This is a genomic window from Porphyromonas levii DSM 23370 (assembly GCF_000379925.1).
In the GTDB taxonomy this organism is placed as follows: domain Bacteria; phylum Bacteroidota; class Bacteroidia; order Bacteroidales; family Porphyromonadaceae; genus Porphyromonas_A; species Porphyromonas_A levii.
This window is the reverse complement of the sequence record NZ_KB904232.1, coordinates 32,168-47,273: the sequence shown is the minus strand read 5'-3', so window position 1 is coordinate 47,273 and position 15,106 is coordinate 32,168. Positions and strand designations below refer to the sequence as shown.

The 15,106-nt window shown below is 45.8% G+C and carries 13 protein-coding genes; all 13 read left to right on the top strand.

Features of this window, described 5'->3' with window-relative positions:
* Nucleotides 1–290: 290 nt before the first annotated feature.
* Nucleotides 291–1,538: an efflux RND transporter periplasmic adaptor subunit gene (locus A3GG_RS0102030; protein ID WP_018357665.1), complete on the top strand. Its 1,248-nt coding sequence runs from the start codon at nt 291–293 to the stop codon at nt 1,536–1,538.
* Nucleotide 1,539: 1 nt separating this feature from the next.
* A complete protein-coding gene (locus A3GG_RS0102025; protein ID WP_033408164.1) occupies nt 1,540–2,820 on the top strand; it encodes an ABC transporter permease in 1,281 nt (426 codons plus the stop codon).
* A 3-nt stretch (nt 2,821–2,823) separates the two neighbouring features.
* Nucleotides 2,824–4,053: an FtsX-like permease family protein gene (locus A3GG_RS0102020; RefSeq protein ID WP_018357663.1), complete on the top strand. Its 1,230-nt coding sequence runs from the start codon at nt 2,824–2,826 to the stop codon at nt 4,051–4,053.
* A 4-nt stretch (nt 4,054–4,057) separates the two neighbouring features.
* Nucleotides 4,058–5,332 (top strand): ABC transporter permease, encoded by a 1,275-nt coding sequence (locus A3GG_RS0102015; protein ID WP_018357662.1) that lies wholly within the window; start codon nt 4,058–4,060, stop codon nt 5,330–5,332.
* A gap of 4 nt (nt 5,333–5,336) precedes the next feature.
* Nucleotides 5,337–6,605: an ABC transporter permease gene (locus A3GG_RS0102010; RefSeq protein ID WP_018357661.1), complete on the top strand. Its 1,269-nt coding sequence runs from the start codon at nt 5,337–5,339 to the stop codon at nt 6,603–6,605.
* A gap of 4 nt (nt 6,606–6,609) precedes the next feature.
* A complete protein-coding gene (locus A3GG_RS0102005) occupies nt 6,610–7,914 on the top strand; it encodes an ABC transporter permease (protein WP_018357660.1) in 1,305 nt (434 codons plus the stop codon).
* A 4-nt stretch (nt 7,915–7,918) separates the two neighbouring features.
* The gene (locus A3GG_RS0102000) at nt 7,919–9,166 is read left to right on the top strand and encodes an ABC transporter permease (protein ID WP_018357659.1); all 1,248 of its coding nucleotides are present in this window, start codon (nt 7,919–7,921) and stop codon (nt 9,164–9,166) included.
* A gap of 3 nt (nt 9,167–9,169) precedes the next feature.
* The gene (locus tag A3GG_RS0101995) at nt 9,170–10,435 is read left to right on the top strand and encodes an ABC transporter permease (protein WP_018357658.1); all 1,266 of its coding nucleotides are present in this window, start codon (nt 9,170–9,172) and stop codon (nt 10,433–10,435) included.
* A 2-nt stretch (nt 10,436–10,437) separates the two neighbouring features.
* Nucleotides 10,438–11,691, top strand: coding sequence for an FtsX-like permease family protein (locus A3GG_RS0101990; RefSeq protein ID WP_018357657.1), 1,254 nt, complete (start codon nt 10,438–10,440; stop codon nt 11,689–11,691).
* 159 nt (nt 11,692–11,850) lie between these two features.
* Nucleotides 11,851–12,516 (top strand): ABC transporter ATP-binding protein, encoded by a 666-nt coding sequence (locus A3GG_RS0101985; protein ID WP_026215544.1) that lies wholly within the window; start codon nt 11,851–11,853, stop codon nt 12,514–12,516.
* A gap of 19 nt (nt 12,517–12,535) precedes the next feature.
* The gene (locus A3GG_RS0101980; RefSeq protein ID WP_018357655.1) at nt 12,536–13,300 is read left to right on the top strand and encodes a head GIN domain-containing protein; all 765 of its coding nucleotides are present in this window, start codon (nt 12,536–12,538) and stop codon (nt 13,298–13,300) included.
* 197 nt (nt 13,301–13,497) lie between these two features.
* Nucleotides 13,498–13,716 (top strand): hypothetical protein, encoded by a 219-nt coding sequence (locus tag A3GG_RS13290; RefSeq protein WP_169333142.1) that lies wholly within the window; start codon nt 13,498–13,500, stop codon nt 13,714–13,716.
* Nucleotides 13,717–13,842: 126 nt separating this feature from the next.
* Nucleotides 13,843–15,105 carry an ABC transporter permease gene (locus A3GG_RS0101970; RefSeq protein WP_018357653.1) on the top strand — a complete coding sequence of 421 codons (1,263 nt, stop codon included), beginning with the start codon at nt 13,843–13,845 and terminating at the stop codon, nt 15,103–15,105.
* Nucleotide 15,106: the final 1 nt, after the last annotated feature.

The following is a 15,106-nucleotide window of genomic DNA, read 5'->3' as shown; positions in this document are numbered from 1 at the left end:
GGACATAAGCCCTGTATTCTCCTTGAATACAGGGCTTTAATTATCAATAGCGCCACCTACTAATAATCAGGGGCTAACGCATACTTTGCGGAATCTAGGTAGGGAGTCGTTTTCAGTGCGCTACTTCTTACCGTTGATGTCTCTGGTACCCTGAGTGTTCGGAGGCGGACACTAGGTGTTCGGAAACGGACACTAAGGAAATGTACTACTATTGATTATCAAATACTTATGTGCTTTGGCACGCGCTTTGTAATAAGTGGTGTAGAAAACAAAAACCAACTATTTAGTTTATGGATAGGAAGATACCAATAGAACAGCTCAGGAAAGAGCAGCGGAAGAGATGGACAAAGGTGGGGCTTATTGCCCTAGCTGGGATTGCAGTTGTTGCGGGCGTGATATTACTTCTTCGCCCCTCGATTGGGATGAAAAACCTCAAGACCTCGGTGATTACCCGTGGGACTATCGAGGTTTCTGTTAGCGCTTCGGGCAGAGTAAAGCCTAGCTTTGAGGAGATTGTGCTAGCCCCTATCAATAGCCGAATCGTCTCTGTGCTCAAGCGCCCTGGTGATACGGTTAGTATCGGTACCCCTATTGTAGAGCTCGATCTACAGAGCATCCAGACCGAGTATGATAAGCTACTCGATCAGTTGCAGATGAAGCAGTACCAGCTACAGCAGCTGAAGCTCAAGAATAGAAGCGCTATGAGTGATGCAGAGATGAAGCTTCAGGTGCAGGAACTTCAGCTCGATAAGCTCAAGGTAGAGGTACGCAATGAACGCTACCTAGATAGCATAGGTGCGGGAACTACCGATAAGGTGCGGGAAACTCAGCTGCGCTACAATGTGGCGAAGCTAGAGCAGGATCAGGCTCGTCAGAAATACCAAAATGATAAGGAGGTGACTTCGGCCGAGATTAAGGTGCAAGAACTAGACCTCGCTATCTTCCAAAAAGTGTTGGCGGAGACTAAGCGCACTCTCGACGATGCCGCTATCCGTGCGCCTCGTGCTGGAGTCCTAACTTTCGTGAGCAATGAGTTAGGTTCGCTGGTGTCGCAAGGCAGCCAGGTGGCTATCATTAGTGACCTTTCGCACTTCAAGGTAGAGGCAGAGATTGCCGATAGTTATGCAGAGCGGCTCTATCCAGGAGCTCGGACTATTGTGCGCATTGGTAGGGAAGAGTTGGGTGGCATTGTCTCCAATATCACACCGCTATCTAAGGGGGGCGTTATCCAATTTACGGTACAGCTCGATAAGGATGACCATGAGAAACTCCGCTCTGGACTCAAGACAGATGTCTATGTGATGACCGCTATTCAGGAGGATGTGCTGATGGTAGAAAAGGGAGCTTACTACAATGGACCAGGCAAGTACCAACTCTTTGTGAAGAAAGGTGATCAGCTGAATAAGCAGACCGTAGAACTCGGAGAAAGCAATCACAAACTAGTAGAAGTGGTTTCGGGGCTCTCAGAGGGCGACGAAGTGGTTATTTCGGATATGAGTAGCTATAAGAATCGTAATAAACTAACCATCAGTAAATGATATGATAAGACAATATTTGATGCAAGCTTGGCGTAAGTTGCTCTCCCACCCTATCCTCAGTGCCATATCTATTATGGCGACTGCACTAGCGATTGCTATGATGATGATTTTGGTGATGACAGATAGGGTAAAGACTGGGAACTTCGCCCCTGAGGTGAATCGGGATAGGATGCTATTTGTATTTACCGTACAGACCTATAATGCGGAGAGAGATAGTCGAAGCTCTTCTCAGATGAGTCCCAAGCTCTATAAGGAGGTCTTAAGCAAGATGAAGACGCCCGAGTCAGTGGGTATTGGTTCGGGCTTCTTTATCCCTCAGAATAAAATTGCTTCCACTAAGCCCAATAGTGATAGTTACACGAGCATCGTCAAGAGAACCAATCTAGGCTTTTTTACCTGCTATGAGTACCGCTTCCTCTATGGACATGGTTTTGAAAAAGGAGACATCGAGTCGGGACTAAAGACCGCTATCGTATCGGAGTCTATGGCACGTAAGCTATTTGGGCACGCTGATGTAGTAGGCGAGACTGTGCTGATGGATTACGAGCCCTTTGAGGTGATAGGTGTAGTCAGTACGCCATCTAATCTCTTCTGGATGTCGTATGCCGATATGTGGATCCCATATACATCAACGCAGGGGAGTATAGAAGAAGAGTTCTTCGGCGATTATTCGGCAATGATTTTGGCTAAAGACCGCAAGGATATCCCTAAGATCCAAGCCGAGATTAAGCAACTGATGGCTGAGTATAACGACCAATTGCACATAGATGAAGAGGTAATACTGAACGAAGATAACAACTTGATGACCTGGCGAGAAATGAGTAGTTTTCTAGACACGATGGGAGACACAAAGAAGGCGGCAGAGAATAGGCGTAATATGATAGCCTTTATGTTGCTCTTCCTTATTGTGCCTGCGATAAACCTATCGGCACTTACTTTCTCACGGCATGAGCAGAAGTTGGAGGAGCTGGGGATACGACGTTCGTATGGTGCGCCACGTGGTTCTATTCTGAGTCAGGTGATGACAGAGAGCCTCCTCTATACTCTTATCGGAGGGTTGCTAGGCTTCTTGTTTTCGATTGTAGCCGTCTACGCTATGCGTAACCTCCTATTTTTGGACTTCATGGGTAGCAATTTCGAAATGTCTTGGTGGCAGGTATTCAATGCTGGTAGCTTCTTTATTGCGCTCCTCTTATGTATTATCCTCAACCTCCTCTCTAGTATTATCCCAGCTTGGTTGATGTCGAGGAAGGAAATTATTGATGCTCTAAATCGTAGGTAAGTTATGAAAAGTCAATTGTTAAAGACGGTATGGAATGAGCGGAGAAGTAATATCGCTCTATTCTTGGAACTATTTTTGATTAGCCTATTTCTGTGGTACGTGATAGATACGATATATGCTCCCATCAAGACTTATCTCAAGCCCTTGGGCTATAGTGTGGAGAATGTGTATATCGTCTCTCTATCTAGTGTGCCTGAGAAATCCCCACACTACAATCCTGATCTTACCTCCGAAGAGCAAGTAGAGGACTATTATACCATGATAGAGCGTATTCGGAAGCATCCCGATGTGGCTGAGGTGGGACTCTCTTGGCACGGTCGTCCCGAGTCTCGTAACTGGTGGAGCATGGGTATATGGGCAGATACTCTCGGATTGAAAAATGTGAAGTGGAGAGCGTTATCGCCAGAGGCAGCACGCTTGTACCAGTTAGAAGAGGTGCAGGGCGATGATGAGAAGCTGGTGAGTGCGCTAGAGGCAGGACGGGTGATAATAAGTGCGTCATTGGCAGAAGAGATTGGCCCTAATGCTATTGGTACTTCAATCTATAATAATAGTGCAGACGACTCGGATAGGAATTTGATAGGCGTGGTGGGTGCAATTGCGAAAGACATGCGCGATACACGCTTTACCAATCATGTCCCCTTTATGATTACGCCATTGACCAAGGATAATAATATAGCCCTAGAGATCAATGTGAAAGCTAAGGAAGGTAGAGAGCAGGGTTTTGCTGAACGATTGAGCACCGACCTAAAGGAGCAATTGCAGCTGGGTAATATGCAGCTTGAAAATGTCCGTTCCTTCCAAGAGGAGAGCGTGTATAGCGGGCGCATGTTTGAGCGACAGTTACTATTGAATGGGCTATTGGTACTTTTCCTATTGGCGAATATCATCTTGGGTATCTCTGGGGTATTCTGGTACAGGACACAGAAGCGGAAGAGCCAGATGGGGCTTCGTGTAGCCTTAGGGGATACGCCTAGGGGTGTCCTTAGGCTATATTATAAGGAGGGATTGCTCATCTTTAGCTCGGCTTTTGTACTCTCTATCGCTGTCTTTGTAGCTCTATTTAAGTACGATATCCTCAATACCGAGCTAGAGCCACTAGATGCCACTCGGTTTGTTATCGGTATGGTCATCACCTATTTGGTCACTGCTGCGGTGATTATCCTGAGTATCTGGCTGCCAGCCAGGCATATCCTAAGGACACCACCGGCAGATACATTGAAAGAAGAATAAGACTATGAAACGATTTTTCCAACAAACACTGAAGCTATGGCGCGACAACCCCTTGTACTCGGGGATTGTAGTGCTTGCCACAGCTCTTATTATCACCTTCTGCATGGTACTCTATATGGTGTATAGTCTCCGAACCAAGGATGTAGCACCCGAGGTGTTTCGTAGCCGTACCCTTTTTACGGATATAGGTTCGTTTTATCAGAAAGGGGAGAGCGAGCAGTATCCATTTGCTAGTGGCATGTCTACTTCTGCTATAAAGCAAGTGTATGGTGAGGTAGAGGGGCTGGAGCGCATTAGCTATGTAATAGATTCGGATCAGGAAGTAGCGGAGTGGATGATTGGTACCGATGTAGTTAATACACGTGCGTGTAAGGGTAGAAGGGTAGATGGTAACTATTTCCAGGTGTTCCAGTATGAGTTTCTACAAGGTGCTCCCTTTAGCCAAGAGCAGACCGAGGCGGGGAGTAATGACCTTATTATTACGGATAGACTCGCACGAGAACTATATGGGACTATTGACGTGATAGGGAAGGTGCTTATGCTAAATGGTGCTGAGCACAAAGTATCGGGGGTGATAAAGGAGGTAAGTTCGCTATTCACCGATGCGTATGCTGAGGTGTTCCGTCCCTTTAGACCTGATGGTTTCGATTTCCCGGAATACGATGGCGCACTTGGAGAGGTAAGAGGTGTCTTATTGCTCAAGCCCAACTATCCTATAGGGAAGGTGAAAGAGCAGATTGCCCACAATCTAGAGGTGTATAATAGCACCGTGCTCTCCAATCATGACCTTTACCTGAAGACCAAAGCGCATACCGTAGCGGAGAAGTATTTCTTTGGTGGTAAGGTCAATCCCTCTATGGTCTTTGGTATCCTTATATTGCTAATACTCGTGGTGCCCACAATCAACATCGCGGGTATGGTCTCTTCCAATCTCTCCAAGAGAATACCGGAGATAGGTATTCGGAAAGTATATGGCGCTACTCGTAGCTCTATCATTGGCGGTTTCTTTAGAGAGAGCTTGGTGCTGACTTTATTAGGAGGGATTATAGGCCTATTGCTATCGTATGGCGTGATAGGGCTGTTTAGGAACGAGTTCCTTGGGAATCAACTGACGCTTGATACAGCAACGGAGTTTGCCCTCCCGATAAACTTCTTTGTCGATATCCGTCTACTCGTAGTCGTAATTGTCTTATGCCTACTTCTCAATACATTATCAGTGATACTCCCAGCCTATCTTGCGACTAGGAAGGAGATCATCCAAACCCTTAAAGGAGCATAAGATTATGTGGAAACTAGCATATAAGCAGATTAGAGCGAATAAGAGAAGTACACTATGGTTGCTCACAGAGCTATTTGTGGTCTCTATACTATTATGGTACTGTGTGGACTTTCTCTATGTGATAGGGGCAAAGCGTATGGAGCCACAGGGCGTCAATACCGAGCATGTGTATAAGGTGACCATGAGGTTTATGCCGAAGCGTACCTTGGACTCTTATAGCGATGAGGAGCGAGAGCAGCTCATAATGGCGCCAAGAGAGCAGATATTTAGGATGCTTCAGGAGCACCCCAGTGTAGAGTCTGCTACTTATTTCTTGGGCACAGAGCTCTATGCCACAGACCCAATGTTCCAAGCGTACCGCAGAGAGGGGCAGGAACAAGAGGAGGACCGCTACTATAATGGCATGGTGCGGTACGTGGAGGAGCACTTCTTCGAGGTATTTAGAATAGCTATGGTGCAAGGGCAGATAGGCGATTGGCAGAATAGTACTTTCCCACAGAGCGCAGTGGTAACTGAGGTCTTTACCGATAGTGTCTTCGGAGAGAAGGATGTGATAGGAAAGCGCTTCTATGATGTTTCTTTGATGGAGGGGAAGGACGATTACTACACAGTGACTGCCATTGTCCAACCAACTAAGTTCGATATCTATAGTCCGTATACCTCATTTGTCTACTTGCCGATTCCTAAGTTTGCCCAGTATATGGGCTACCCGTTTATCATTAGGGTCAAGGAGAATGTAGACTCCCCTCGGTTCGCTGAGGACTTCTTCTCTGAGATAAAGGACAAGCTACAGATAGGGGACTATTATCCGTTCAAAGTAGAATCTTACGGTAAGATTAAATCTAAGTTCGACCTTTCCTTGGGTATTCCCTTGTATATAAGTATCGCTATCGGATTAGTTGTCTTCTTCCTCTTTATCGTCTTTATTGGTATTATCGGCTCCTACTGGTTTATGGTACAAAGCCGAAGAGGAGAGGTTGCTCTGAGGATGGTGGTAGGTTCGAGCCCCTCCCAGGTCACAACTTTCCTTATGAGAGAATCGACTATGGTGCTACTCATGGCATATATCCCGGCATTATTCTCCATGGTGGCACTCGCTTACTTCGAGATTACCTATACCTTCCAAGAGTGTATGCCTTACACTTGGGGACGCTTCTGGGTAACTCAAGCGATAACCTTCGTGGTACTCTTGGTAGTGGTACTCCTCGGCGTCGTCATACCAGCTCGCCGAGCCTCTAAGCTCGACCCTGCTGTCATCCTCAATGAAGAATAAGACTATGAAACGATTTTTCCAACAAACACTGAAGCTATGGCGCGACAACCCCTTGTACTCGGGGATTGTAGTGCTTGCCACAGCTCTTATTATCACCTTCTGCATGGTACTCTATATGGTGTATGCTCTGCAGACCAATGATCTTGCACCTGAGAGTAACCGCAGTCGTATCCTGAGAAGCACTATGGGCTATTCATGGAACAATAAACTAAATGCGGACTATAATATAGGTATGTCTTCAGTGGTAGCCAAGGCTATCTTTGAGGATTTGGAAGGAGTGGAAGAGGTTTCCTATACCACCAACTACAGGATGTCTGGCAACTCTGCCCATGCGGGAACTAGCCGAGACAATTCCTATAGCCGTACTTACATGCGTGTAGACGATGCCTACTTCCGTATCTATGACTATACCTTCGTGGCAGGTGCGCCCTTTACCAAGGAGCAGAGCGACGCCAACCGCATGGAGGTGATTATTACCGATAAATTGGCAAATGCCCTCTACGGTACCAACGATGTGGTAGGGAAGACCATCAATATTGCTAGACAGGAAAATAAGATTGTGGGCGTGGTGAAGAGTGTAAGCTCGATTTTTACCAATAGTTATAGCGAGATATGGCGCACCTTTGACCCCTCCGACTTTGACTGGCATGATGATGCCAAAGACCTTCGGGGCGAGCTTATGGCGACGCTCCTTGTAAAGGAAGGCTACCCCAAGGATAAAGTGGCCAAACAAATAGCTATTAAGGTGGAGGAGTACAATGCTCATCGACTTGATGACTATGCCTTTAATGTAGGGGTAGAGGATATTGATAAGATTCACATCGAATTGGCTTCTGATTTTCGTGAATACTATATGGGGAATGCCAAGAAGCTTAATGGAGGGTTACTTATTGGAGCACTTCTTATCATTATTTTACTTATCCCAGCAGTGAATATGGCTGGCATCCACTCCTCTCAGATAGAGAAGCGCATGGCAGAGGTAGGAGTGCGGAAGAGCTATGGTGCGAGTAGCCAGAGGATCATGTGGCAATTCTTTAGTGAAAATCTGATGCTCACACTCCTTGGAGGTGTATTGGCAATGATCCTATCTATCGGAATGATCGTGATATTAAAGGATAGTATCTTGGCGACTTCGATCAATTTCTTTGCTACGGCGGATGACTTTAGGATCCCTTGGAGCTTCTTCTTTAGTCCACAGCTTTTCCTCGTGATGTTGCTATTTTGTCTATTAGTCAATACGCTTTCTGCTATTATACCAGTGTTGAGGGCGATTAGAACTCCTATTGTAGAAACTCTTAAATCCGTATAAGAATATGTGGAAGATAGCTTTTAAGCAAATATTATCGCATCGTAGGAGCAATCGCTGGCTTCTATTGGAGCTATTCCTAGTAAGTATCATACTTTGGTACTGCGTGGACTTTTTATTCGTGATGACCTATAAGAGGCTAGAGCCAATGGGTACGAATACTGACCATGTCTATGAGCTTTATGTCCAGAGAGCCCCAGACTTCAAGTTTACTAACGATATGCGAGATAGCCTCGACACCTATTGGATAGAGCCTCAGTTCCAGATCCATAGAGTGATAGCGCAGCACCCCGCTATAGAGTGTGCCGCCTATTATGTGGGGACTAGACCCTATGCCGGTAATATGTATATGGGGCAAGGCTATACCATCGATGGCGAACATGGGATAGGTGCTACTATACGCTACGTGAGTCAAGAGTACTTCGATGTGATGAAGATAGAGATGCTAGCAGGGAAGCCCGACCAGTGGACAATCAACTTCCCTCAGGGTGCAGTGCTATCGCCACAGTTTGCCGACTCACTATTTCATAGCCAAGATATCGTGGGCAAGGAGTTTAGAGACTACTATGTCCCTGAGCTTAACTATGTGGTAACGGGTATCTGTGCACCTACCAAGTTCGATTACTTTACTGAGTACGACTCCTTTATATATACACCGATGGTAGATCCTAGAATAAGGTATGGCATCGTCACCTATATCTTTAGGGTAAAGGCAGAGGAGGATCATAAGGGATTTGCTAGAGAGTTTTTTGATGAGATGAGGGATAAACTAGAGATAGGGCCTTTCTATCTTACCGATGTCAGACCCCTAAGTGCCCAAAGAGATTACTATCTGACCAATATCAATGTGCCTCAGTACCTGAGCCTTATTCAAGGGTTGGTCATCTTCTTTATGTTTATTGTATTCCTAGGGGTACTAGGCTCCTACTGGTTTATGGTCGAACGACGACGGGGAGAAATCGGTGTAAGGATTGCGCTTGGTACATCTCGGAGCGGGATTCAAGGGGTTTTTGCTCGGGAGAGCCTATTGATGCTACTCATGGCTTACCTACCGGCGCTTGTCGTGATGATACTACTCGCCTACTTCGAGATTACCTATACTTTCCAAGAATGTATGCCTTATACCTGGGGGCGCTTCTGGGTGACCCAAGGAATTACCTTTGCCGTCCTCCTGCTCGTAGTACTACTGGGCATTCTAATCCCTGCACGCAGAGCCTCTAAGCTCGACCCCGCCGTCATCCTCAATGAAGAATAGTTTATGATTAAACAGTATCTAAAGCAAGCGTGGCGTACGCTATGCGAAAACCTAATCCTCAGTGCGATCTCCATTATCGCCACAGCTTTAGCTATCACTATGATTATGGTAATGCTTACGACAAGGAGGGTGGAGACCGATAACTTTGCTCCTGAGAGCAATCGCAATCGTACCCTTTATATCCAAAACCTCGATTATCACAGGTCTGATGGCGACAATGAGACAGCTGGAATCAACTTATCTCTATATCAAGAGCTATTAGCCCCGCTAGAAAGTGCAGAGGCTGTAGCTCTGATTAGTCAGGAAAAATATGACCTGATGCTACCAAATTATGAAGGACAGTCCAAAGGTAAAGTATTAAGGGTTAATCTCGATTACTTTAGAGCTCTTGACTTCTCTTTCCTGCATGGTGAAGGCTTTAACCCTGCCGATATGGAGGAGGGCGCCAAGAAAGCCATCGTGAGTGAGGGCTTGGCAAAGAAGATGTTTCATCAGAGTAATGTGGTGGGCATGGATTTACTGATCAATTACGTAGAGTATAGAATTATCGGGGTGGTATCCACACCGTCAAACCTCTTGGGGTTTGGATATTCGGAAGTGTGGATTCCTTATACTTCGATGACTACCACTGGGAGAAAAGCCACATTTTCAGGAGAGTATTCTGCTATTATTTTAGCTAATAGCCCTTCGGAATATCCGACAATCAAAGGCGAGTTTAATCAGCTTCTAGCCCAGTACAATGCAAAGCAGAAGGAGATCCAAATAAGTGCCAATAATGGAGAGGGACTTCAAACTTGGGTTGAAGTGTACGAATTTGATAAATACTTCATGGAGCCAGAGTCGAAATCACGAGATAGGACGATTGGTATTGTGATGATTCTGTTATTCCTTATTGTCCCCGCTATCAATCTCTCTGTACTTACCTACTCTCGTTACGAACAGAGAATCGGAGAACAAGGATTGAGGAGAGCATACGGGGCATCTCGTATTTCAGTCCTCTCTCAGGTAATTATAGAGAGCTTTCTCTATACATTGATTGGAGGTATCCTTGGCTTCTTTCTATCCATTCTGTCGGTATATGGTCTTCGAGGTATCTTATTTATGGGTTGGAATAGGCTGGATGTGCAGCTCCCTGTGTGGCAATTATTCGATGTGAGTGCATTTGTAGTCTGTTTGTTATTTTGTTTGCTACTCAATCTATTAGCCAGTACCATTCCAGGATTTCTAATGTCGCGAAAGAGTATTCTTCATTCCCTAAGTCGCCGATAATTATGAATAAGCATGTACTAAAGATTATCTGGAATGAGCGAAAGAGCAATATCGCACTTATTATCGAGCTTTTCCTTATCAGTACCTTCCTTTGGTTTGTCATTGATAGAGCATATCCGGCTCTACATACTTACCTCAAACCATTAGGGTATAGCATTGACAACATCTATATTATCACACTTGATGATATGTCTGAGCTTCATCCTGACTACAATCCAGATATTACAATGGATGATAGGGTAGAAGCCATCCAAACCATTGTAGATAGGATAAGAAATCACCCTGAAGTGAATAGAGTAGCGGTATCTATACATGGTCGTCCAGAGACAAAGTCCAAATACTTCAATCAGATTTATTTAGATACTCTCCCTCTGAAAGCCGCTTGGAGGGTCATGTCTCCTGAGGCGGTAGAGATGTATCAATTTGAAGAGGTCAATGGGAGTAATAGCAGACTCATTCAAGCACTCCGAGATGGACAAATCATCGTGAATGAGGGAATCGCCAAGATAATTGAGGAGACGGGAGTGTCAGCCATTGGGACTGACCTATGGGATAATCCTATTCAAGAAGAGAGTGCCACCGCAATAGGAGCTATCGGGGCAATAGCTAAGGACTCTCGATACACGAGGTTTTCCAATGTAGAACCCTTTTATATCACACCACTCACTCATACTGATCTCGCAGAAGTATTTTGGATTGGGATGGTAGAGATAAGCGTAGTCCCAAAGTCAGGAGTAGGGAGGGGGTTTGCCGAGCGTTTTAGGGAAGAAATGACACCACGACTAAGGATTGGTAATATGGAGATGAGCGATATCTTCGCTGTTGGTGATGCCAATACCTTTGAGAGCAGGACCTTTGAGAAGACGGTCAAAATCAACGGCTATCTCCTTCTCTTTCTACTGCTCAATATCCTTTTGGGCATCTCAGGAGTATTCTGGTATAGGACTCAGAAGAGGAGAGGAGAAATAGGCTTGCGTATCGCCCTTGGTGATACGCCTAAGGGTGTGCTGAGGCTCTACTATCGTGAGGGTATTATCATCTTTACCCTAGCATTCCTATTGACCATCGCTATGATTGCCATCTTTTTTAGGATGGAGATACTCGATACTGATATAGAGCCACTCAATACCTTGAGATTTGTCGCAGTGATGGTGACGAGTTACTTGGTGGTTACTGGGGTAATCGTCCTGAGTATCTGGTTGCCTGCTCGCCGTATCCTCAAGATCTCCCCTGCAGAGACTCTAAAAGAGGAGTGAGAGTGTTCGGATGCGGACAGTAGGTGTTCGGAAACGGACACTCATAGAAAATACAAGTGTTGACTATCAATTAGTTATTGCCTTTGGCACGATGCTTGTACTATATAGGACAGTTGAAATTAAGTAATAACATATAACAAAGCAACGATTATGAAGAAGATGATTGAACTTCAAGAGGTCTACAAGATTTACCGTACAGAGGAGATTGAGACCGTGGCATTGGAAAACGTGAATATCGAGGTAATGGAGGGCGAGTTCCTTTCCATTATGGGACCATCAGGATGCGGTAAATCTACCCTCCTTAATGTAATGGGTCTGCTCGATAAGCCTACCAAGGGCAAGATTATGCTCAATGGTCAGAGTACCGAGGGGATGGGCGATAAGGAGCTAGCTAAGTTCCGTAACGAACACCTTGGGTTTGTCTTCCAGAGTTTCCACCTTATCAATTCGCTCAACGTACTGGACAATGTAGAGCTGCCGCTCCTCTATCGTAAGGTGGGCGACAAAGAGCGCCGTGAGCTAGCCAAGGCAGTGCTAGAGCGAGTAGGTCTATCCCACCGCATGCAGCACTTCCCAGCTCAGCTATCAGGTGGTCAGTGCCAGAGAGTGGCTATCGCCCGTGCCGTGATTGGTAATCCATCGATTATCCTAGCCGATGAGCCTACTGGTAACCTCGACTCCAAGATGGGTGCCGAGATTATGTCGCTGCTCCACCAGCTCAATCAGGAAGATGGGCGTACGATAGTGATGGTAACGCACGATGAGTCCAAGGCTGCTGAGACACAGAGGGTGCTACGCTTCCTCGATGGTCGTCAGATCTCTTAATCCCTACACTGCAATCATTATGAATCATATTAAGTATACTCTGATCACCGTGGTCGCTCTATTTCTGAGCGCTGCAACTTGTGCTGCTCAGAAGACTGTGGATGAAGACTTATCGCACCTCGGCAACTTTGATAGAATCGATGCCTCAGTGGGTTGGGATATTACCTTTACACAGAGCGCTACCACCTCCATCAAGGTCTCATACTCCGAAGAGGTGGCAGACCGTGTGCGGATGAAGGTGAAGAATGGTCGTCTTATCTTGGGGCTTGAGAACCAAAAGAACAACAACAAGCCCAGGAAGGTAATCCTAAAAGCTACCGTATCGGCGCCCTCACTTAGTGCTATCAAAGTGACCACAGGTGCTGAGGTGAAGTTTGGTACTCCTCTGAAGCTAGAGGGAGACCTCTCTATCAATGCTACTACAGGTGCCGAGGTGGAGGGGCTAGCCCTCACCGCTAAGGGCTTTAATTGCCATGTCACCACCGGTGCATCGGTAGAAGGTATGATAGATGTAGCTAATGCTTCTCTCGTCTGTACTACTGGTTCGGATATAGACCTCACAGGGCGTGCTAGCACTGCTACACTAAAGTGCTCTACAGGTGCTGATATCAGTGCTCGGGGGCTAGTGGTGCAGAATGGTCGTTGTTCAGCATCTACTGCGGGTGATATCTCTATTACCATCAAAAAGAAAGCCAAGGTAGGTGCTAGTACTGGTGCCGACATCAATCTCTATGGTAAGCCCCAAGAGATTGAGGGTAAGATACGTGGCGTTAATATCCGATAACGTATTGTACCAAGAAGTGCACCTTGCCCACACCAAATACCTATGCTAAACCATTACTTCTCTATAGAAACGCCTAGGCTTTTCGGGTTACTTCCATGGCTGCAAATAGAGCGTGCCACCAGGGTTGGTCTGTATCAAATGATGGCAGTCGGTAGTGCGCCGGAAGTTTCCTACGTGGGTATGCAAAGTTTCCAACGATGGAAAGAAAAGTTTCCAAGGAGGGAAAGGAAAGTTTCCAACGATGGAAAAGAAAGTTTCCAACGATGGAAACATACCTTTCCAAGGACGGAAAACTTTTTGGAAAAGTGGATAGCGTCCCTCACGGTACCGACACGCCCCCTTTGCAGAAGCGTGGAAAAAGCCAATGCGTCTCTATAGCGGAGATGGTTAGGGTACAGCGATTTGAAGAGAAGTAAGCGTCTAAGACTGTCAACATAAGTAGATCTATGAGTAGTACATACTCTATCTCTGTGTCCGTATTGTGGCTCGCAAACTTTATCAGCTCGATATTTCCAAACTACTAAAGTCCGAATAATCTTATTATGTTCAAGCAGTACATCAAACAAGCGTGGCGGGTGCTCCGAGAGAATCCTGTGCTGAGTACGATTACGATACTTGGTACCGCACTTTCTATAGCCATGATTATGATTCTGGTGATGACCGATAGGGTAAGGCACGGCAACTTTGCCCCTGAGAATACACGAGACCGTACGCTCTATGTGAAGAGTATCACCGTGGACAGCAAGGAAAATGGGACGAATAACAGCCGATTAGGGATGAGGACGATTAAGGAAGTATTCCTTCCCCTCAAGACTCCCGAAGCCCTATATTTCTATACGGGAGATAGGATTGGTGTAAGATTGCCAGGGGGCAGCACCGATGTGTCTATGTATGTAGAGTGCACCAATGGTGGTAATTGGAGGCTATTCGACTATACCTTCGTGGCTGGTAGTGCTTTTGGCGAAGCCGAGGTGAAAGCCGGAGCTAAGGTAGCGGTTATCACGGACAAGGTGGCTAGAGAATTCTTCGAGTCTGATGACGTGGTAGGGAAGTCTTTTATCCTCAATGGCGAAGAGGAGTTCAGGGTAGTAGGAGTGGTGAGGCAACCTTCTAACCTTATGAACTATGCCAATGGCTCTATCTGGATTCCTTATACCAGTACTATGTTACTTGATCCTAATGATCCTTCTCTTACGGGTTCTTTCCGTCTTGTAATGCTGGCTAGGAATGGAAAGGATATGGCGAAGATTAGAGAGGAGGTGGCTACGGCTGAAGAGCGGTTCAATGCGAATGAGCCAAATTATACACTCTCATTCCGAGGACAACCTGATACGTACAAGCAGGCTATCAATAGACTTTCAGATAATCAAGATACTCGGGTAAAGGCATATAATAGGAAGCAGATCCTTTTACTCCTCCTATTCTTTCTAGTGCCTGCCATTAATCTATCTCTGATGACTACTTCGCGTATGAAGCAGAGGGCAAGCGAAATAGGGGTACGACGTACGTATGGTGCAAGTACTATGAATATTGCGAACCAAGTGATCTGGGAGAGTCTACTCTATACAGTGATAGGTACGGTCATTGGCTTTGTACTCTCAATTGGCGGATTCTTTATGCTCCGGAAGATACTATTTAAGGGCTATAGTGTGGAGGGGATGCAGCTCTCTGTGTCGGACCTTATGCGACCAGAGATATTCCTAAGTGTGATTATTTTCTGTCTGCTACTCAATCTAATTGCCTCCATTGTGCCTGCCGTAAAATCCTCCAGAAGTAATATCATTAATAACCTCTATGAAGCATAAT

Excerpts from the sequence above, each read along its gene's own strand:
- A3GG_RS0102030 (WP_018357665.1), top strand. The coding sequence starts at position 291 with ATGGATAGGAAGATACCAATAGAACAGCTCAGGAAAGAGCAGCGGAAG.
- A3GG_RS0102025 (WP_033408164.1), top strand. The coding sequence starts at position 1,540 with ATGATAAGACAATATTTGATGCAAGCTTGGCGTAAGTTGCTCTCCCAC.
- A3GG_RS0102020 (WP_018357663.1), top strand. The coding sequence starts at position 2,824 with ATGAAAAGTCAATTGTTAAAGACGGTATGGAATGAGCGGAGAAGTAAT.
- A3GG_RS0102015 (WP_018357662.1), top strand. The coding sequence starts at position 4,058 with ATGAAACGATTTTTCCAACAAACACTGAAGCTATGGCGCGACAACCCC.
- A3GG_RS0102010 (WP_018357661.1), top strand. The coding sequence starts at position 5,337 with ATGTGGAAACTAGCATATAAGCAGATTAGAGCGAATAAGAGAAGTACA.
- A3GG_RS0102005 (WP_018357660.1), top strand. The coding sequence starts at position 6,610 with ATGAAACGATTTTTCCAACAAACACTGAAGCTATGGCGCGACAACCCC.
- A3GG_RS0102000 (WP_018357659.1), top strand. The coding sequence starts at position 7,919 with ATGTGGAAGATAGCTTTTAAGCAAATATTATCGCATCGTAGGAGCAAT.
- A3GG_RS0101995 (WP_018357658.1), top strand. The coding sequence starts at position 9,170 with ATGATTAAACAGTATCTAAAGCAAGCGTGGCGTACGCTATGCGAAAAC.
- A3GG_RS0101990 (WP_018357657.1), top strand. The coding sequence starts at position 10,438 with ATGAATAAGCATGTACTAAAGATTATCTGGAATGAGCGAAAGAGCAAT.
- A3GG_RS0101985 (WP_026215544.1), top strand. The coding sequence starts at position 11,851 with ATGATTGAACTTCAAGAGGTCTACAAGATTTACCGTACAGAGGAGATT.
- A3GG_RS0101980 (WP_018357655.1), top strand. The coding sequence starts at position 12,536 with ATGAATCATATTAAGTATACTCTGATCACCGTGGTCGCTCTATTTCTG.
- A3GG_RS13290 (WP_169333142.1), top strand. The coding sequence starts at position 13,498 with ATGGAAAGAAAAGTTTCCAAGGAGGGAAAGGAAAGTTTCCAACGATGG.
- A3GG_RS0101970 (WP_018357653.1), top strand. The coding sequence starts at position 13,843 with ATGTTCAAGCAGTACATCAAACAAGCGTGGCGGGTGCTCCGAGAGAAT.